The sequence below is a fragment of the Telluria aromaticivorans genome (genome assembly GCF_013003915.1).
Classification (GTDB): domain Bacteria; phylum Pseudomonadota; class Gammaproteobacteria; order Burkholderiales; family Burkholderiaceae_D; genus Telluria; species Telluria aromaticivorans.
In genome coordinates, this window is record NZ_JABAIV010000013.1 from 1 (window position 1) to 18,383 (window position 18,383).

The 18,383-nt window shown below is 65.3% G+C and carries 19 protein-coding genes and 1 pseudogene; 8 read left to right on the forward strand and 12 right to left on the reverse strand.

The genetic code is table 11. The features are described 5' to 3' along the window. Nucleotides 1-212 precede the first annotated feature (212 nt). The gene (locus tag HGB41_RS22135; RefSeq protein WP_171088481.1) at nucleotides 213-1,985 is read left to right on the forward strand and encodes an ABC transporter ATP-binding protein; all 1,773 of its coding nucleotides are present in this window, start codon (nucleotides 213-215) and stop codon (nucleotides 1,983-1,985) included. Between the two features lie 218 nt (nucleotides 1,986-2,203). On the opposite strand, the gene HGB41_RS22140 is transcribed toward HGB41_RS22135, so the two are convergent. Beyond that, the gene (locus tag HGB41_RS22140; RefSeq protein WP_171088482.1) at nucleotides 2,204-2,410 is read right to left on the reverse strand and encodes a hypothetical protein; all 207 of its coding nucleotides are present in this window, start codon (nucleotides 2,408-2,410) and stop codon (nucleotides 2,204-2,206) included. A 57-nt stretch (nucleotides 2,411-2,467) separates the two neighbouring features. On the opposite strand from HGB41_RS22140, the gene HGB41_RS22145 reads away from it, so the two are divergent. Together HGB41_RS22145 and nudC are read left to right on the forward strand one after the other, a co-directional pair. Next, nucleotides 2,468-3,625, forward strand: coding sequence for an MFS transporter (locus HGB41_RS22145; protein WP_171088483.1), 1,158 nt, complete (start codon nucleotides 2,468-2,470; stop codon nucleotides 3,623-3,625). A gap of 84 nt (nucleotides 3,626-3,709) precedes the next feature. Then, entirely contained in the window at nucleotides 3,710-4,531 is an 822-nt protein-coding gene (gene nudC, locus HGB41_RS22150; RefSeq protein ID WP_171088484.1) for an NAD(+) diphosphatase, read from the forward strand. Here the strand turns inward: nudC and HGB41_RS22155 are convergent. Beyond that, nucleotides 4,528-5,382 carry a hypothetical protein gene (locus HGB41_RS22155; protein WP_171088485.1) on the reverse strand — a complete coding sequence of 285 codons (855 nt, stop codon included), beginning with the start codon at nucleotides 5,380-5,382 and terminating at the stop codon, nucleotides 4,528-4,530. The genes nudC and HGB41_RS22155 overlap by 4 nt on opposite strands. A gap of 146 nt (nucleotides 5,383-5,528) precedes the next feature. Here HGB41_RS22155 and folE point away from each other — a divergent pair, with 146 nt between their 5' ends. From folE to HGB41_RS22170, 3 genes and pseudogenes are all read left to right on the forward strand, one after another. Beyond that, the gene (folE, locus tag HGB41_RS22160) at nucleotides 5,529-6,095 is read left to right on the forward strand and encodes a GTP cyclohydrolase I FolE (RefSeq protein ID WP_171088486.1); all 567 of its coding nucleotides are present in this window, start codon (nucleotides 5,529-5,531) and stop codon (nucleotides 6,093-6,095) included. Between the two features lie 95 nt (nucleotides 6,096-6,190). Then, nucleotides 6,191-6,466, forward strand: a pseudogene (locus HGB41_RS22165) (transposase); the annotation flags it as partial. A 62-nt stretch (nucleotides 6,467-6,528) separates the two neighbouring features. Continuing rightward, a complete protein-coding gene (locus HGB41_RS22170) occupies nucleotides 6,529-6,699 on the forward strand; it encodes a phosphatase PAP2 family protein (protein ID WP_212761065.1) in 171 nt (56 codons plus the stop codon). A 211-nt stretch (nucleotides 6,700-6,910) separates the two neighbouring features. Here HGB41_RS22170 and HGB41_RS22175 read toward each other — a convergent pair whose 3' ends face one another. After that, nucleotides 6,911-7,321, reverse strand: coding sequence for a polysaccharide biosynthesis/export family protein (locus HGB41_RS22175; RefSeq protein ID WP_229423176.1), 411 nt, complete (start codon nucleotides 7,319-7,321; stop codon nucleotides 6,911-6,913). A 100-nt stretch (nucleotides 7,322-7,421) separates the two neighbouring features. Next, complete coding sequence (locus HGB41_RS22180; protein WP_171088488.1) at nucleotides 7,422-8,492, reverse strand: lipid A deacylase LpxR family protein; 1,071 nt, start codon at nucleotides 8,490-8,492, stop codon at nucleotides 7,422-7,424. A gap of 130 nt (nucleotides 8,493-8,622) precedes the next feature. On the opposite strand from HGB41_RS22180, the gene HGB41_RS22185 reads away from it, so the two are divergent. Next, nucleotides 8,623-9,876 (forward strand): RtcB family protein, encoded by a 1,254-nt coding sequence (locus HGB41_RS22185; protein ID WP_171088489.1) that lies wholly within the window; start codon nucleotides 8,623-8,625, stop codon nucleotides 9,874-9,876. Between the two features lie 143 nt (nucleotides 9,877-10,019). Here HGB41_RS22185 and HGB41_RS22190 read toward each other — a convergent pair whose 3' ends face one another. The 3 genes from HGB41_RS22190 to HGB41_RS22200 form a co-directional block, all read right to left on the reverse strand. Next, on the reverse strand, nucleotides 10,020-10,649 hold the full coding sequence (locus HGB41_RS22190) for an HAD hydrolase-like protein (RefSeq protein ID WP_171088490.1): 630 nt from the start codon (nucleotides 10,647-10,649) through the stop codon (nucleotides 10,020-10,022). An 8-nt stretch (nucleotides 10,650-10,657) separates the two neighbouring features. Continuing rightward, entirely contained in the window at nucleotides 10,658-11,398 is a 741-nt protein-coding gene (locus HGB41_RS22195; protein WP_171088491.1) for an SDR family oxidoreductase, read from the reverse strand. Nucleotides 11,399-11,491: 93 nt separating this feature from the next. After that, nucleotides 11,492-12,295, reverse strand: coding sequence for an MBL fold metallo-hydrolase (locus HGB41_RS22200; RefSeq protein ID WP_171088492.1), 804 nt, complete (start codon nucleotides 12,293-12,295; stop codon nucleotides 11,492-11,494). 90 nt (nucleotides 12,296-12,385) lie between these two features. On the opposite strand from HGB41_RS22200, the gene HGB41_RS22205 reads away from it, so the two are divergent. After that, complete coding sequence (locus HGB41_RS22205) at nucleotides 12,386-13,360, forward strand: GlxA family transcriptional regulator (protein WP_229423177.1); 975 nt, start codon at nucleotides 12,386-12,388, stop codon at nucleotides 13,358-13,360. 4 nt (nucleotides 13,361-13,364) lie between these two features. Here HGB41_RS22205 and HGB41_RS22210 read toward each other — a convergent pair whose 3' ends face one another. The 5 genes from HGB41_RS22210 to HGB41_RS22230 are packed head-to-tail and all read right to left on the reverse strand — an operon-like array spanning nucleotide 13,365 to nucleotide 18,378. After that, the gene (locus tag HGB41_RS22210; RefSeq protein WP_171088494.1) at nucleotides 13,365-13,832 is read right to left on the reverse strand and encodes an MSHA biogenesis protein MshP; all 468 of its coding nucleotides are present in this window, start codon (nucleotides 13,830-13,832) and stop codon (nucleotides 13,365-13,367) included. Beyond that, nucleotides 13,829-14,674 (reverse strand): type II secretion system protein, encoded by an 846-nt coding sequence (locus tag HGB41_RS22215; protein ID WP_171088495.1) that lies wholly within the window; start codon nucleotides 14,672-14,674, stop codon nucleotides 13,829-13,831. Before HGB41_RS22215 ends, HGB41_RS22210 begins: the two co-directional genes overlap by 4 nt. After that, nucleotides 14,671-15,141, reverse strand: coding sequence for a type IV pilus modification PilV family protein (locus HGB41_RS22220; RefSeq protein ID WP_171088496.1), 471 nt, complete (start codon nucleotides 15,139-15,141; stop codon nucleotides 14,671-14,673). The genes HGB41_RS22215 and HGB41_RS22220 overlap by 4 nt, the downstream gene beginning before the upstream one ends. Then, a complete protein-coding gene (locus HGB41_RS22225) occupies nucleotides 15,131-15,589 on the reverse strand; it encodes a prepilin-type N-terminal cleavage/methylation domain-containing protein (RefSeq protein ID WP_171088497.1) in 459 nt (152 codons plus the stop codon). The genes HGB41_RS22220 and HGB41_RS22225 overlap by 11 nt, the downstream gene beginning before the upstream one ends. Then, nucleotides 15,586-18,378 carry a DUF6701 domain-containing protein gene (locus HGB41_RS22230; protein ID WP_171088498.1) on the reverse strand — a complete coding sequence of 931 codons (2,793 nt, stop codon included), beginning with the start codon at nucleotides 18,376-18,378 and terminating at the stop codon, nucleotides 15,586-15,588. The genes HGB41_RS22225 and HGB41_RS22230 overlap by 4 nt, the downstream gene beginning before the upstream one ends. Nucleotides 18,379-18,383 lie beyond the last annotated feature (5 nt).

Below are 18,383 nucleotides of genomic sequence, written 5' to 3' on the forward strand. Positions count from 1 at the left end.
TCACGCAGGGCACCACGGCAGCGAAGAAAGCATCCGCTCAAAAGCGAGTGTGACTTTTGGAAAACGGACATTTTAACTTTGCTAAAAGCGGACATTTCTACTTTGCTGTTACACACCCTACGAGAAACCGGCGGCTCTAAGTGATCGGCATTAAGGCAGCTCCGGCAGTGGGCCGTGCGCGCCCAATGCAGCCGGGTTGGTAAGATGCCAACATGTATATCCTCTGGAGCTACCTGCGCCCGCACTGGCGCCTTGCCGGGCTGGCGCTGCTGTTGGCGGGCATCTCACAGGTGCTGAGCCTGGTCGACCCGATCATTTTCGGGAAGATCATCGACGAATACGCCCTCAATCCAGGCAGCAAGACCGACGAGCAGCTGGTCTCCGGCGTGCTGAGCCTGCTGGGCATCGCGGTCGTGGTCGCCCTGCTGTCGCGCCTGGCCAAGGCGCTGCAGGAATACGTCACGCGGCTGGTGGTGCAAAAGCTGGGCGTGTCGATCTTCAACGATGGCTTGCGCCACGTACTGCGCCTGAAATACCAGGAATTCGAGGACCTGCGCAGCGGCGAAACGCTGTCGCTGCTGCAGAAGGTGCGCGCCGACAGCGAGCGCTTCATCAATACCTTCATCAATACCGTATTCGCCTCGCTGGTCGGGGTCTCCTTCCTGATCTGGTATGCGGTGAACAAGCACTGGCTGCTGGTGCCGGTCTTCCTGGTCGGCGTGCTGGTGCTGGGCGGCCTGACCGGCATGCTCAGCCGCGAGATCAAGACCCAGCAGCGCTCGATCGTGCGCGAGACCAACCGCAATTCCGGCTTCATCACCGAGTCGCTGCGCAACATCGAGCTGATCAAGAGCCTGGGCCTGACGTTTACTGAAATCCGGCGCCTCAAGGCGCAAACCGACAGCATCTTCGCGCTCGAGATGCAGAAGGTGAAGCGCATCCGCCTGCTGTCGTTCCTGCAAGGCAGCACCCTCAGCTTGCTGAAGCTGGCGATCCTGTTTGCGCTGCTGTGGCTGATCTTCCGCGACGTGCTCACGACCGGCGAGCTGATTGCCATGCAATTCATCTCGGTGGCGATCTTCGCCCCCTTGCAGGAACTGGGCAACATCATCCTGGCGCACCGCGAGGTCGAAGCGTCGCTGCTGAACTTCCGCGCGCTGATGGACAAGCCGATCGAGCGCCGTCCGGACGATTTCGTCGAGATCGGGCCGCTCGAGCAGATCCGTTTTGCGGACGTGGGCTTCCGCCACAAGGGGGCGCAGGAAGATTCGCTGGTGGACATCTCGTTCAGCGCGGCCCTGGGCCAGACCGTGGCTTTCGTCGGTCCTTCCGGCTCGGGCAAGTCGACCCTGGTAAAACTGCTGGTCGGGCTGTACACGCCGGAGCGCGGCAAGGTGTTCTATAACGAGATCTCGACCGAAGACCTGCGCTACAACGAAGCGCGGCGCCAGATCGGCTTTGTCACGCAAGAGACCAACCTGTTTGCGGGGACGCTGCGCGACAACCTGCTGTTCGTGAAACCGGATGCGACCGATGCGCAGATCGTGCTGGCGATGGAACAGGCCTCGTGCGCGAACCTGCTGCTCAAATCCCCGGAAGGACTGGACACCGTCATCGGCGAGCGCGGCATGAAGCTGTCGGGTGGCGAGAAGCAGCGCCTGTCGATTGCCCGCGCCCTGGTGCGCGAGCCGCGGCTGCTGATCTTCGACGAGGCGACATCGGCGCTCGATTCCCTCACCGAAGAGCAGATCACCAACACCGTGCGCCAGATCTCGGCGCGCGCGAGCCAGATCACGATCCTGATCGCGCACCGGCTCTCGACCATCATGCATGCGGAGTCGATCTTCGTGCTGGAGAAGGGGCGGGTGGTCGAAACCGGCTCGCATGACGAACTGGTGGCGCAGAAGGGCCTGTATTACGCGATGTGGCGCCAGCAGATCGGCGAGCGGCCGGTGCCGCCTGTGGGTGACCAGGCCATGGAGTAGGCACGGGATCGCACCGTTTCCGGACAAGATATTTCACAATTGAAGTATTCACGAACGTCCTCGCCGAGCTCAAACCATCAACGCGTCGAGCTGACGTTCCTGCATCTGTTTCAGGTACAAAAAGTTGGCTAAAAAGCAAGGTGAGCGGCCTGTTCCTCCATTTTTTTGCGTCTTGCTTCGCCGGGAACGTCCGCACGAAATTCGCGAGCTAAGCACTACTACGTATCAATTCCGCGCATTTCGCGCAATTTCATTGCGAACTTTTCAGAATTCTTAGTGCTGCGCCAATGAAGTTGTCTTCTTTGCGTCGACACACAACAACGAATCCAAATTTTTTTCTGCACGGCAAACATAAAATTTTGCCGCTCGGTAAAATTGCCACCTGTCAGCTGACGTACGCCAACTTTTTCGGTTGGCGTTTGCATTTCAAGGCCCGCCGGCAGTTGCTACTCACCCAAAAATTTAACAATTCGTCCCCATCGATGCACACTACTGTTTCCGCCCAGCGTAGTTCTTCTTCCTTCGCACAAACCCAGCAATACGCACTGCCGACCCTGTTCGCGCTGTTCGGCCTGATCATGGGCTCGTGGGCCGGCCGCATCCCGGCGCTGGCCGAGCGGGTCCAGGTGTCGCATTCGGCGCTGTCGATGGTCCTGCTGTGCGGCGGCCTCGGCGCCGTCCTGTCCTACCCGGTCTCGTCCTTCCTGATGGGCCGCTTCGGCGCGCGCAAGGCTATGCTCATCTCGGGCATGGCCCTCTTGGGCGTGCTGGTGGCGATTGGCATGGCGCCAACCGTGCCGCGCCTGATGCTGGCGGTGCTGATGTTGGGCATTACGGCCAGCACCTTCGACGTCGCCATCAACTCGGCCGCCACCAGGCGTGAAAAGCAGACCGGCAAGTCGGAGCTGTCGATGCTGCACGGGATCGGCTGCGCCGGCGGCCTGGCCGGCGCCACCCTCGGCAGCCTGATGGCCAGCATGAAGATCGCCCCTGGCACCCACTTCCTGATGCTGGCCGGTCCCCTGGCCGTGGTCCTGTGGTTCGCCTTCAGCATGATTCAGCTGGAGGACAGCGTCGAAAAAGTGGAGAAGAAGTCGTTCTCGCTGCCGCGCGGTCCGCTGGCGCTGCTGGGCCTGCTGGGTTTCCTGGGCTCGATGTCGGAAGGCAGCATCGCCGACTGGAGCGGCGTGTTCCTGAAAGAGCATTTCGGCGCATCGGACGGCCTGGCGCCGCTGGCCCTGTCGGCCTTCTCGGTCATGATGCTGCTGTCGCGCCTGGTCGGCGACAAGCTGAAAGTGCGCTTCGGCGCCCAGCGCCTGGTGACGGGCGGCGCGCTGGTGTCGGCCGCCGGCCTGTTCTTCGCCGTGGTGGCCCCGAACGCCTATGTCGCCCTCGGCGGTTTCGCGGTCGCCGGCCTTGGCCTGTCGCTGCTGTTCCCATTCGTGTTCAGTGCCGCAGGCAGCCAGGGCCCGATGGCCCTGGCTGCAGTGGCGAGCATGGCCTACAGCGGCAGCCTGATGGGCCCACCGGTGATCGGCGCCGTCGCCCACTTTGTCGGCATGCAGGCAGCCATCGGCTATGTCGGTGGACTGTCGGTGGTCATCGCCCTGGTGGCCAGCCGCACCAAGCTGCTCAAGTAATCCTCTCACCGGCTTAAGCCAGGCCCGGAGGCGGCGTCGGGATTGGCGGTATCATCAGGGCATCGACCTGCCCGGATACCGACCATGCTCCAGACGCCCGCCTCCTTCACGCCCCTTTTTTCCCCGCGTTCCGATCCCGCGCCCCTTAGTTTCCTGTTCCACGGCGGACGGCTGCTGGTGCGCGAAAGCGACCTCTCGCTGCCCGATGGCGGGGTGCTGAATAACCTGGACGTCGACCGCACCCGCCTGCAGCCGCTCGGGTTGTATGGCGAGCGCTATTGCGAGACCGGCTGGTTCGACAGCGAGCCAAGCCTGCCGCCGGGCTTTGCCTGGCGCGGCCTGCGTTCGCTGTTCGCGGAGATGGACGAGGAGCTGGTCGGACTGGCCGCACGCGCCGCCCAGGTGGCCGAGTGGGCGCGTACCCACCGCTTCTGCGGCGCCTGCGGCAATGGCACCGTGATCGCGGCCGGGGAGCGCTGCTTCAAGTGCAGCGCCTGCGGCCACATGGCCTATCCGCGCATCTCGCCGGCCATGATGGTCCTGATCCGCAAGGGCGACAGCGTGCTGCTGGCAATGCACCTGGCCTCGCCTACCAAGCGCTTCGTGCCGCTGGCCGGCTTCCTGGAGGCGGGTGAATCGGTGGAAGAAGCAATCCACCGCGAGGTGTTCGAAGAGGTGGGGCTGCGGGTGCAGAACCTGCAGTATTTCGCCAGCCAGTCCTGGCCCTTCCCGCATTCGCTGATGCTGGCCTTCACGGCCGATTACCTCGATGGCGAGATCCGCGTCGACGCCACCGAGATTGCCGAAGCGCGCTGGTTCGGGCCGGATGACGAATGGCCCGAACGGGTGCCGCATATGTCGGTGTCGAGCGTGCTGGTCGACTCGCACCGCCCGCCCAACCGCTAAGGCTGGACGGCGGCGCTCTCCGGCGTGCTGCGCGCGGCCTGTGCCTGCGGCTTGGCGCCGGTGCTGCGCAGTTGCACGGCGCGTTGCAGCAGGTCGAACCAGAACGGGGCGCCGAACAGCGTGGTGCCGGCCGTGATCAGCCAGCCGGCCACCTGCAGGGCGAACGCGGTATTCAGCGTGGGCGGGAAGGTGCTCCAGCCGATCGGCAGGGCCCACATCTGGCGCAGCGCTTCGGGATCTAACCCTGCCGGGGCTGCCTTGATCTGCGCGGCCAGCGCCGGGTTTTGCCACAGGGTCTGGAACAGGTGGATGCTGTCGATGTTGAGCATGATCGTCAGCAGCATGGCGAGTAAAAAGGAGATCAGCAGCTGGCGCCGCTTGTATACCCCGGACAGGCGTTCCATCGCGCTGTTGAACCAGCCGGCGATGCCGTCCTGGAAGCGCGCCAGGTCGCCGCCGGACTGGCGGTACAGCGCCAGCAGCACGCGCCGCACCTGCTCGTCCGGCAGGGCGTCGATGGCCGCCTGCAACGGGATGGCCGGGCTGCTGCGCAGCGAATCGAGCAGCGCAATCGCGAAATGCGCGGGTTCGATGTAGGATGGCCGCACCGACAACGGCCGCCGTGCATTTGAACTGCCGTGCGGATTGACCAGCGGATGGTCGTACAGGCTCTGCGCCAGCGCTTCGCAGCGCGGGTCGTCGAGCATGCGCTTGATGGCGGCAAGCAGCATGTTGGCGCGCAGGCTGAAGGCCGCCGCCAATGCTTCCTGCAATGTACTGACAACCAGTGCCAGCGTGCCGTAGCAAAACGTCAGGCCGATGGCGACTTCAAGGACTGTGCTGCCCAACATGGTGATCTCCCGAGGCTGGAACCACTGTCCACGCTACGCCGGCCGTGGCGGGGGTACATTAACCTTGCTCAAGAAACCGGCAGCATCCGGAACCCCGGGCGCATTTTCTATATACTTGCGGCAATTCGATTTATCTAGGGTTCACCATGTCTGACAAAGAAGCTTTCACCGAACACGACTGGCGCCGCCTGCTCAGCAGCCTGGGCGAGAATCCGGACCGTCCGGGCCTGCACGAGACCCCGGCCCGCGTGGCAAAGGCATGGAAACACTGGACCTCGGGCTACGACCAGGATCCGGTCGAAGTGCTGAAGGCCTTCGAGGATGGCGCCGAGGAATACAACGAGCTGATCGTGGTGCGCAATATCCCGGTGTACAGCCATTGCGAGCATCACCTGGCGCCCTTCTTCGGCAAGGCAACCGTCGGCTACCTGCCGAGCGGGAAGATCGTCGGCCTGTCGAAGCTGACCCGCCTGGTGGACATTTTCTCCAAGCGCCTGCAGGTACAGGAACGCTTGACGATCCAGATCGCCAACGCGCTGATGGAAGTACTGGAACCGAAGGCGGTCGGCGTGGTCATCAAATGCCGCCACCTGTGCATGGAAAGCCGCGGCATCCGCGCCATCGGCGAAGAAACCATTACCTCGGCCATGTTGGGCGAACTGCAGCCGAACCTCGGCCTTCGGACCGAGTTCCTGGCCCTCGCGCGCGACTAAAAACGCTCTGATTTTAGTCCCGACTTGCTGAAAGTCGGGACCGTCTTGGAACCTGTTCCGGATCCGCCCCCTCCAATTCATTTTGGGGGCTCGTCATGGAACGTCCCGCTTATCCCAGCGATATTTCTCTCGAAGAGTTCGAACCCGTGCGCGGCATGCTGGAAGCGGCACGCCGCAAGACCCGCCCGCGCAAGCACGACCTCTACGACGTGTTCTGCGCGGTGCTCTATTTCCTGCATACGGGCGCCACATGGCGCAGCATGCCGCCGGGTTTCCCGCCGTGGCGGACCGTGCACGAATATTTCACCCAATGGGCGATGGCGCGCGGAGGCGACCGCTCCCTGCTCGAGAGCGTGCTCGAGAAATCGGGACGCGAGGTCGAGCTCATCCAGCTGCGCAAGCTCCTCGGTCGCCGTTGAGTTGGGGTCTCGGCGTGCATTGGCCGAAAGACATGGCTGGCGCGCTGGTGATGTCGGCGTCGATGGCCGTGCTGGTCTATACGCCGGCGGTGCGCGCCGCCTGTGCGCAGCTGCTGCCAATGATGGAACAGGTATATCGGCGCCTGCTGGCGGTGCCGATCGGGCGCGGCTGGCTGCGTCCTTAAGCCGGGGCAGGGCCGGGCTATTGGTAAATCGTAGGGTGGGCAAGTTCCTTGCCCACGCGGCGATAGTTAGCGCTTGTATTTTCGCGGACGGGCCGGCGGACACTGGTTGAACGCGCGGGCCTTCGTAATTCCGGGCACTGCCCGAAATTACCCCGCCCACCCTACGAGACAGCAGCATATCCGGCCCTGGGTAGCTGCACGCGCTAACCCCTTACGACGCCGCTTCAGCCGCCTCGAACACCAGCTTCTTGTCCGCATCGAGATGGAACACGCCCAGCGCCTGGCCGGTCACGGCATTCGCCTCGGGGGCTTCGAGCTCGGCGCAGGCGCCGGTGTCGACTGCCCAGGTAGCTTCGCCCGAGCGCAGGGTATAGCTATTCGGGCCGCTGGCGAACAGTTCGATCTCAAGGCCCGACAAGGCCACCTGGCCCAGGTTGATCTGGCGCTGGCAGTCCGGCAGCCGCGCAGCGGTCAGCTTGACCGTCCCTTCCTTGCTCCAGAAATAATCCTGCACGACACGCACTGTGAGCGCGTGGTCGTTGCTGTCGATCCGGTAGGTGGCCGAGTCGTTCACGCAGCCGGTGAGGAGCAACGGTGCAAGCAAGAAAATTCGAAGGCGCATGGAGGTTCCGGGGTCAAGGATGCAGGAATGCATCGCCTGACGGAGTATAGAAGCGCCAGGAGGCAGGCGCAACCGCGCACCGGGGTTTGACCCGCCCAGGCTAGAACTCGACGCCGAGCGTCAGCGAACCAATCGTATGGCGCGGGACGTTCACCGGCGCCCGGAACTCGCCGCTACGGCGGGTGACCCGCAACTGCGCGAACCAGGGGCCGTGATCGCTGCCGCGGGTGGTGGGAAAATCCATCCGCAGCCCGGCGGTGAGGTCGCCTACCCAGCGCCGTGGCCGTACTTCCGGATCGTCGCGCCATGGCCGGCCCTGCAGGAACATGTTGTAGGCCATGCCGCGTACCTCGGCGCCCAGCGTCACCGTGCACTGGATCCAACGCAAGCGGCAGGCCGTGTCCACCGGGGCGGCCCGGTTGGCGATGCCTGGCGGCGCCGGCGACACGGGTGGCAGGTTCTTGCCCAGCGTGAAAGTCACGCCGCCCGCTGCATAGCTCATGAGGTTGCCGACGGCCAAGCGCCAGTGGCCGGCCGTGTGCAGGCGGATGTCGCCCAGCAACGCGCCGGACAGGCTGGGCCAGGCCGAGCGCCGTTCGGCCGACACCAGTACCGCCAGGGTATTGCCCACCTGGTGGTCCCAGCCCTGCGGCTCCGGTCGGTCGAAGATGCGATGGAACAGTTTCTGGGCAGGTTCGGCCAGCGACAGCTTGCCCGTCACGCCGGCTTGGGCGCTCAGGGTCGTGATCGCCTGCTCGTCCTGGTCGATGAACAGCCACGACCGCTCGACATACAGCAGGCCGGCATACGGCCGGTCGAAGGGCTGGGGGACGGGGATGGTGATGTCGCTGGGTGTGACCATCAGCTGTCCGACGCTGTGCTGGCTGAACAGGAAGCGCGCATCGCCGCAGCCGAGCCAGCGGCAGGCGGCGCCGGTCCAGCGCCGCGTGAAGTCGCCTCGGGCGTCTTCCGTGGTGCGCGAGCTGAACTGGATGCCGTTGGTGTAATAGCGGTCGGTCTCGAACCAGCTGTCGTTGTCCCAGGTGACAAACCTCGCTTCCGCCGCGCCCGCTGCCGGCGCATCGGTTAGCGCTACGCCTGCTTCCTGCGCCGCACACGGAACCGCGAGAAGACTGGCGAAGATGGTGAGAACACTGGCCGAGGCCCGCATGGTCGTCCTTTCTAAATCGAAATATTCTCCAGTCTTGACCTCCTGCCGGAGATCTTGTTGATCTGCAACAGCATCGAGTCGGATTCAAGCTGGACACACCGCTTTGGCGATTTGCGCGATCATAAGCAGCATGAAAAACGACGATATCGAACTGCTCGCCACCAAGGGCGGCAAGCCGGTCAAGATGTGGACGCAAGGCGTGCCGGTCGAGGCGGAAGCCAAGGAACAGCTTCAAAAGCTGGCGCAGATGCCCTTCCTGTTCCACCACGTTGCCGTGATGCCGGACGTCCATGTCGGCAAGGGCTCGACCATCGGCAGCGTGATCCCGACCCTGGGCGCGGTGATCCCGGCCGCGGTCGGCGTGGACATCGGCTGCGGCATGATGGCGGCCAAGACCACCTTGCGCGCGAACGACCTGCCGGACAACCTGGCCAAGCTGCGCAGCGCCATCGAACAGGCGGTGCCGCACGGCCGGGCCACGAATGGCATGTCGCCCAAGACCCGCAACCACAAGGGCAGCCGCGACGTCGGTTCCTGGAACAATCCGCCGCCGGTGGTCGATGCCGGCTGGGCCAGGCTCAGGGCCGAATTCGACGAGATCTGCCGCAAATACCCGAAGCTGCGCGGCACCAACAACTACAAGCACCTCGGCACCCTCGGCAGCGGCAACCATTTCGTCGAGGTCTGCCTGGACGAAGAAGGCGCCGTCTGGATCATGCTGCACTCCGGCTCGCGCGGCGTCGGCAACGCCATCGGCACCCATTTCATCGAACTGGCGCGCCAGGACATGCGGCGCCACCAGGTCAACCTGCCCGACCAGGACCTGGCCTACCTCGAAGAAGGCACCCAGCATTACGACGATTACGTCGAGGCGGTGGGCTGGGCCCAGAAATTCGCGCGCATCAACCGCGAAGTGATGATGGAGAACGCGATCCGCGCCGTGCGCAGCGTCATCACCAAGCCCTTCGAGACGCATGTGGAGGCGGTGAACTGCCACCACAACTACGTGCAGAAGGAGCGCCACTTCGGCAAGGACGTGCTCCTGACGCGCAAGGGCGCGGTGTCGGCCCGCGCGGGCGAGCTGGGCATCATTCCCGGCTCGATGGGCGCCAAGAGTTTCATCGTGCGCGGCAAGGGCAACCCGGAGAGCTTCAACAGCTGCAGCCACGGGGCCGGGCGCGTAATGAGCCGCACCGAAGCCAAGCGCCGCTTCACCAGGCTTGATGCCGAGCGCGCCACCGAGGGCGTCGAATGCCGCAAGGACGAGGGCGTGATCGACGAGATCCCGATGGCCTACAAGGACATCGACGCCGTCATGCATGCCCAGCGCGAGCTGGTCGAAGTGGTGCACACGCTCAAGCAGGTGGTGTGTGTAAAAGGCTAATCCGTCGAAACCCGTAGGGTGGGCAAGTTCCTTGCCCACGCGGTGATAGTTAAGGGCTACGATTTCGAGCTCGGCGAGCTTGCCGCTAACTATCACCGCGCGGGCGGCGAAGCCGCCCACCCTACGGACTACGAAAAGCAGCTTCAGCTGCGCAGAATGTGCAGCAGCTCGCCCGGCGCACCAAACTCGCGATCCAGCCCCGCCCGCCGCAACGCCTCGATCGGCGCATACCCCCAGCTCACCGCCCCAAATCCCACCCCCGCCTTGCGCGCCGCCTCCGCATCCAGCGCCTGGTCGCCCACATACAGCGCGTGGCCCGGCGCCACCGCTGCCTGCCGCAGCACCTTGCGCAATCGCGCCGCCTTCCCGAACACCGACATCCCGCACTCGACATGCGCGAACAGCCCGCCCAATTCCGGCCCCAATATCAACCGCACATTCTGCTCCGAATTCGACGACACGATCGCCAGCCGCACCCCCGCACGGTCGAGCCCCTGCAACACCTCCTCGATGCCGTCGAACAGCGGAATCCGCGCCGCGTTCTCGCGCATTAGCCCAATGAAGCTGCTTGATGCCAGCGGCAGCTTCCAGGCCGGCATGCCGACGTGGCGCATGATGGCGCGCATGTCGTGGTGGCGCAGGCCTTGCGCTTCGCCGGCCGCGATGCGCCGGAAGCCGTGCTGGTCGGCGATCTGGTTGAACACGCTGACGAAAAACGGAAAGGAATCGGCCAGGGTGCCGTCGAAATCGAAGATGGCAAGGCGGCAGGACATACAGGATGTCAGGCGGTGCCGCCGTTGGCGCGCAGCACCTGGCCGTTGATCCAGCCGGATTCTTCGCTCACCAGGAAGGACACGATGCGCGCGATATCGCCAGGCTCGCCCAGCCGCTCGAGCGGCGGCAGTTTCGCGAAATGGTCGACCTGTTCCTGCGTCTTCCCCGTGAAGAACAGTTCGGTGGCCACCGGCCCCGGCGCCACGGTATTCACGCGGATCTGCCTGCCGCGCAGCTCCTTGGCGAACACCCCGCTCAATGCTTCCACCGCGGCCTTGCTGGCGCTGTAAACCGCATAGCCCGGCAGCTTCATCGCCAGCACCGTGGTGGAAAAATTCACGATGCGCCCGCCGTCGTTCAGGCGCGTGGCCGCTTCGCGCAGGGTATTGAAGGTGCCCTGCACATTGACGCCGAAGGTCTGTTCGAACAGCGCGTCGCTGGTGTCGGCCAGCGCCATGGTCTTGAGCACGCCGGCGTTATTCACCAGCACGTCCACCTTGCCCAGCTCACGCTCGGCGGTGTCGAACATCGCGCGCACTTCGTCCGGCCTGGAGACGTCGGCTTGCACGGCGATGGCCGTGTGCCCGGTCGCATGCAGGGTGGCGACGACGCGGTGCGCCTCGGAGGCGTTGGCGGCGTAGTTCACGACGATCCGGTAACCGTCCTCGGCCAGCCGCTGCGCGATGGCCGCGCCGATGCCGCGCGAGGCGCCGGTGACGATGGCGACTTGTCGGGTGTCCTGGTTCATAGCGCGGGTCCTTGGGGCGTGGTGTCGTTAACGACATGATGAACCATTTTGCCAAAATTTTTGGCGCGGCGATTATTGCCGTGTACTCAACAATCAGGCCGGTATCTTGACCCTGGCGTCACAAGTGAAGGCGAGGGTAGCGCCGTCATCCGGCACCCGCAGCCGCTCGCCGAGGCCGGCCTCCTGCGCCGCCGCCAGCAATTCGCTGCGCGTCACCGGGCAGTGGCTCAGCGCCTCGAGGTGGTTCGCCACCACTGTGCCCTTCGCCACGCCCAGCAGGCTCACCACGTCCTGCGCATTCATGATGATCTCCTGCCCCAGGTCGAAGCGCGCACCGCCGGCCGGCACCACACACACGTCCGGCTGGTGGCGCGCGACGAAGTCGAGCACCCGCGGCGTCAGGATGGTGTCGCCCGACAGGTAGAGCGAAGGCTCGCCCGGCATCTCGAGAAAATAGCCGACGCCGTGCTCCATCAGCAGCGCCACCGCACCGCGCCCGTGGCGGCAGGGCACCGTCGTCACGCGCCCGCCCAAGAAGGGCTGGGACGCATGCTCGCTCGAGGCCAGCGGCTGCACGTTCAGCCCGCGCCCGCGCAGGTAGCCTGCATCGTGCGGCGTGCAGATGACGGGGATATCGCGCTCGCGCAGCCAGCGTTTGCCGGCGCGGTCGAGGTGATCGAAGTGGCCCTTCTGGCAGTGCGTGACGAGGCAGTGCGTGACGGTGTCGAGCATGGCGCTCCATCCAGGCGGCAGGCCAACGGTCGGATTGCGTTCGCGCCCGCCGCCCAGTTTCAAGGCCGGCAGGGTGCCCATGGGCGCGAGCATCGGGTCGACCAGGATGCGATAGGGGCCGAGTTCGACGATGATGGTGGCATTGCGCAGCTGGGTGATCTTCATGGGAGCTCCGGAAAAGGTAGGCCCCCATTGTCTGCCGGACCGCAGGCTGGTTAAATGGCAGGGAACGACATAAACCATCCATTTCCCGCCATGCCTTCTACCCAGACTTTGCGCGTCGGCCTGCTGCTCTATCCGGGCTGCATGCCGGCCGGGCTGCTCGCTTTTGCCGACCTGCTTCACGCCGCCAACCGCCGCGCGGGACAGCGCCTGTTCGAGACCCAATACGTGGCGCTGGCCCAAGGCCCGGTCGACTGCGCCCACGGCCTGCGCCTGCCAGCACAGGGCACGCTCGCAAGGGGCGAGGTGGATGCGGTGCTGGTGCCCGGCTTCTGGTCCGAGTCCGGCGAGCAGGTGGCCGCGGCGCTGGACGAGAACGCCGGCCTGATCGCCGCGCTCGGACGGCTGGATAAGCGCGTGATGGTCTGGAGCTACTGCACCGGCGTGTGCATCGCGGCGGCGGCACGCCGGCTCGATGGACACAGCGCCACCGTCACCTGGTGGCTGGCCGATGCCGTGCGCGCACGCTTCCCGCGTGTGGAATGGCAGGTCGAGCGCACGGGCGTGTTCAACGAGCGCAATGCCACCGCATCGGGCGTGAACGGCTACCTGCCGATCGCGCAGTCCCTCATCGAACAGCGCCTCAGCCGCGAGGCTTACCGCGACCTGACCCGGCTGATGGTGCTGCCGCGTCCCGAACGCACCCACCAGGCTTTCCAGGCGGTGAGCCTGGTTGCGCAACCGAACCGGCTGATGGCGCGCCTGCACGATGCGGCCGAGCGCCTGCCGGCAGGCGAGGCAACAGTGGAGCGGCTGGCGCGCGAACTCGACACCACCGAACGCACGCTGGCGCGCAAGGTGCTGGCGGCCAGCGGAACGCCGGCCGCCGCCTGGGTGCGGCGCATCAAGCTGAACCAGGTGAGCGAGCGCCTGATCCACACCTCGGCGCCCGCCAGCACCATTAGCGCAGAGCTGGGTTTCAGCAGCGATGCCGGCATGCGGCGCATGTTCAAGGAACTGACGGGCATGACGACCGTGCAGTATCGGCAGGCCTTCGGACGGGTGTGAAGGGTCAGCAACCGGTGTTGCTGGCAGCGATGCAGATGCTGGCGATGCGGCGCCGTTCGACATAGTCGGGCTGCGACACGGTAGCGGCATCGCCGGAAGGACAGGTTGCAGCGTTGCAGGACACCGCGTCGATGCTGTAGATGGCCTTGGCAATCGCGACGCCGGGACTGGACTCGCCCTCGTTGAAGCTGGTGCGCGTACAGCTCACGGTCACCACGAAACCGCTGTCGGCGGCGAAGTCGGCCAGGGTTTGTTCGCCGAAACAGGCGCCGCCATTGCGCAGCTGGTAGAAGCCCCATTCGACGCCGGCGCGCGCGGCCAGGCTGGCGCGCGCCCCCAGGAGGTTCTGGTTGATGGTGGCCTGCGAGGTGCTCGACAGGCGCAGCAGCGCAGCGCAGACGATGGCCACGACGATCAACAGGATCACCGCCGCGATGTAGGCAAAGCCCGACTGGCGCAAGCGGATGGTCATGGCACGTTGCTCACATGGGCGCCGAGCGTCAGCGAGACCGATTCGCCGCTGTCGGTGATGGTGAGCTTGAGCTGGACGAAGCCACTTTGCTGGGTCGCGCCCTGGTTGGGCGAAAACACGAATTCACAGCGTTCGACCTTGCTTGCCAGGACCGGCGAGCCGGGCGGAATGTCGCAGGCCGGAGCCGGGCTGCGGGCCCTGACGATCCGGTGCAGCGTGCCCGTCCCCGTCCCATTCGTGCCACGGGTCGGTTTCGTCGTGCAGACATAGCTCACGACCTGCTGCCCGCCAGGCACCACCACGAAGCGGCCGCCTTCATAGCCCGCCGGGATTTGCACCGGCGCCTGCAGGACGATCCGGTGCGCGCCCAGCGTCGCAGCAGGCGGCGCTTCCACGCGGTCGACGACGGCCATTTTTTTGACGGGGTCGTGGACATCCTCCGGGTTCTGGTTGCCGATCACGACCAGGTCACCCGCGACCGGAACCGTACGGAAGGTGGTGAGCACGTCGAACTGGTTGGCGGGGGTGTCGTAGTCGAGGAAGGCGTCGCCGGCGACGTCGACATCCGGCCCGGTGCGGTACCGTCCGCCACCGATGGTCGGCATCAGGTCCAGGCATTGCGCGCTCCCCAGCCTGAGGGAATTCGGCACGGCCGCGCGCACGTCGGTAACGATGCGGCGCAGCGCAGTATCGGCCTGGTCGGTCAGGCCTGCGCGCTTGCCCACGGCGATATAGCCGCGGATCGTCGGCCCCAGCTGCATCGCGAAGATGCCGCCGATGGCGCCGATCAGCACGATGACGACGATCAGCTCGACCAGCGAGAAACCCTGCTCGCGCTTCATGGCGCGGTCCTCCAGCCGGTCAGCGCCAATTGCTGGACGCCGTGGGTGACCCTGACGGTGACGCGCAGGGCGTCGCCCGCCGCCACGTTGTTCAGCGCGACACCATTGCGGTTCACCTGCACGCTGACGTTATACGTTTCCAGGCCTTCGATGGCGGCGCCGTCGACGTCCGTGATGCCGGTGCTGGCAAAGCCGGGGTTGGCGTCGTCGACCATGTCGTAGTCGCGCACGTCGTTGAAGTCGGCGCGGGTCGCCGCCGCCGCGTTGTCCACCGCGAAGGGCTTGAGCAGGACTTCTTCCATCATGCTCTCGCCAATGGCCAGCATCTGCTGCGTGATCACCGGATCGACGCTGGCGCGGTTGGCGGCCGTGAACGCCGCCACCAGGCCGGCCAGGGCCGCGCCGACAATGACGATGGCGATGATCAGCTCGACCAGGGTGACCCCGGCCATGCGCTTACTGTACATAACCGGTGCTCCCCTCGAACACGATCGCGCGGCGCGCCGTGCCATCGAGCTCGATGGTGACCGTGCCGCGGGCGACCGTGGCGCCGGCGGCATCCGAGGTGATCAAGCCGTTCGGCTGGAAGAACAGGGCTTGTCCAACCGCCGTCACACCTTGGGTGGTCGTGGCGTAGATCTCGCCGTTGACGGGTGTCGTGCAGTTGGTCGCGCCGGCAGCAACGGCCTGGGTCAGCGTGACGGAAGTGGCGCCGACGTTGGCGCAGACCAGCCGGCGCCGCGCGACGGCGGACTTTTGCGCAGTGCGCAGCGCGCTCACGACTTCGTCGCCGAAAGCGGAGGCCGCCATGGTGTTATTCCCCATCAGCTTGGGCACGCCGATGGCGGCGATCACGCCGATCAGCAAGACCACCAGCACCAGTTCCACCATGGTAAAGCCGCGGGCCGCCTTCAATTGAACACCTCGCGCACGTGGATGATGCGGCGCTGTTCCGGCGTGAAGATGCCGAAAGTGGCGCGGCCTACCGGGTCGGTCGCGATGGTCGCGCTGCAGGCCGTGTTCAGGGGACGCAGCCAGGGGATGGCGGCGCCGGTGGTCGCCGGCTTCATGCCGACTGCAATACAGGAGTTGTCTTCGCCGGCAGCGCCAAGGTTGACCGCGATATCGGCGCGGCCAGGACCGCCCGCGGTGAGCTGCAGGCCGAACGAAGCCGTACCTTTCGCCAGCGTGAGCGAACTGGGCGTGAAGGTCCGCGCCAGCGTCATGCCCGTCGGGTTCAGCGTGAACGCGAAGGAGGTGGATGAGATCACTGTATGGCTGTCTTCGTCGTTCAGCAGCCAGCTGCGCCCGGTCCAGTATTCCGCCATCACGGGAATCGTCAGCGGCCCGCGCAGGTTGCCGAAGCGGCTGCCCAGGCGCAGGCGCCCGCTGCGGATGAAGGGTTTGGCTTGCTCGGCAGTGTCGGGGAGGGCCGATGTGACCGTGGCGCTGGCGGCGCGCAGGCGGACTTGGGTAGGGGCGGTGGCCCGGGCCGCGAAGGTGTACACGGGCTTCGGTTTGGCGACACCGTTCTCGAATGCCGTCGCCGCGATGACCGCATCGCCCAGGCTGCCGGGAGACGGCGCGAACGCCGTGCCGTCTGTCTTGTTCACCGTCAGCGTGGCCGCTTCGCTCAGTCCCAGTCCGGTGGTGTAATTCTGCGTCGCCGTGCCGCCCTGGCTCATCGCGGTGACCGCCAGGGCGATCGGCTCGCCCGAGTAATAGGACGTGCGCGGGTCCACCTGCGCCACCTTGAAATAGGCCGGGATGAAGGGGCCGACCTTGCCGTTGGCATGGCAGCTCGCGGTGTCGGTGCGGGTGCTGCCGCCGCTGGCCAGGTTCGAACCGAGGAACCTGGCCAGGGTGGCCTTCAGGTCGATCTTGCCCACTTCCGTCCATGTCGCCGTGAAGCTCCCCACGCCAGCCACGAAAGGCACGCCCGGCGCACTGAAGTCGCCAGGTGCGCCTGCCATGCTCGGGCAGTCCATCGCGAGCGCGACCGCATGATCGGTGGCGCTGGCGTTATTCAGGGCGGTGGTGTCAAAATTCTTCGTCACCTCGTTCGCAGCATTGAGCGCGCGCACCTCGACCTTGAACCCAGCGCCTGCGCGGATCGGCACCGCGCTGGCGTTAGCGACCGCGAATGACTTCGGCGCGGTCTTGAAGGTGGTATTGCCGTGCGCGGCGGCTGTGGTGATCGATGCGGCCAGGGCCATCTCGCCGGCATCGGGATAGGACAGCGTCAGCGCCGTCGTCGCCTTGCCGTTGACGTCGAAATCGGTCGGGATGTTGAACGTGCCGGACGGGCATGCCAGCGCGGTGCCATTCAACGAAAGTGCCTGTGTGCCGCTCTTGGGCTTGCTGTAACCGCAGCTGTACGCCACCGTTTGCTGCACGCCCTTGAACGCCGGCACGCAGGCCTTCTGGTTGTCGCTTTGCTTGACGGCGGCGACGCCTACCGCCACCTTGTCGCCGGCATAGTGGTCGGGAACGCTCAGCAGCAGCTTGGCGCCGCCGATGAATTCCATGGTGCAGCCCGCACCGGGCTTGCCGGTATTGAGGCAAGTGGTGGCAAACAGATCGGCCGGCGCGGCGCTCGTCACGCCCAGCGTCGCCGCGCCCGAGGCGATCCGCGTGCCCAGGACATCGGTACTCTCGGTACCCGCCGGAATAGTGAATGCTTCACCGAATGGTCCAAGCGTGCCGCTCACGCCTGCCGTGTAATGCGGCGCCGTACAGGCAGCGTTGGCGCAGGCACGCACGTTGACCTTCTCCGGCACGCAGGTATCCCCTAAACCGTCGTGCGTAATCAGGAAATGGTGTGGGCCTTTGGGAAGCGGGCTCTCGCAGCGCGGACCGTCCTCCGTGTTGAGCTTGTAGCCGCTGTTGTTCGTCACGCAGTCGCACTTGTTTCGTGCGGTGCCGTTCTTGCAGTAGATGGTGCCGGTGACCTTTCCCCACTGTTCCAGCCTCGCACTGTTGACGCTGGCGTTGCCCGAAATGACAGCGGATGCGGCCAGCAGCACCAGGTCGCCGGTATCGACGTTGCCGCCGACCTTGCTGCCGGATTCCAGCGTGACCTTGCTGCTTGCAGTGACATTGCCCGTAATGACCACATTCGCCCCGGTCGTGACGACGGTGCCGGTCACGTTGCCGTTGACCCTGGAATCGGAGCTGAGGTTGACCAGCCCCGTGGAAATGAGGGAACCGGTGATCGTGACATCGTCCGTGCCGAGCTGAATGACGGCAGCCTTGACGTTCGCCGTCATCGCGATCGCGATGCTGCCCGCCGAGAAGGTCGCACCGACATCGAAGTCGCCTCCTGTGACCTTCAGGTTGGCAGGATTCATTGCCGCAATGTTCAGGTCGCCCGTGACGATCAGCCTGGCCGTGCCGCTCATCGTCAGGCCATGGTTATATCCGGTGACGACATTATTGTTGACCTTGACCGTATAGCCGTCGGCAATGACGACCTGGTCATATTCGGCCAGGTAAGCCGACGTAGGACAGGTATAGACCTTGTTCGCCAGGGTGCACGAATACACCGCGGCGCCATTGAAGGTATAAACCGTGGCCTGCGCCATGCTGCTCCCCAGCAGCCCCACCAGCGCAAAGACGAGCGCCGGCAGCCACTGCCCGAAGACGCGGAGGCGGGGCAGGTGGGCGCGGGCGAACAGGATCGCGAAGAGGGACGGGAAGGACAAGGCTT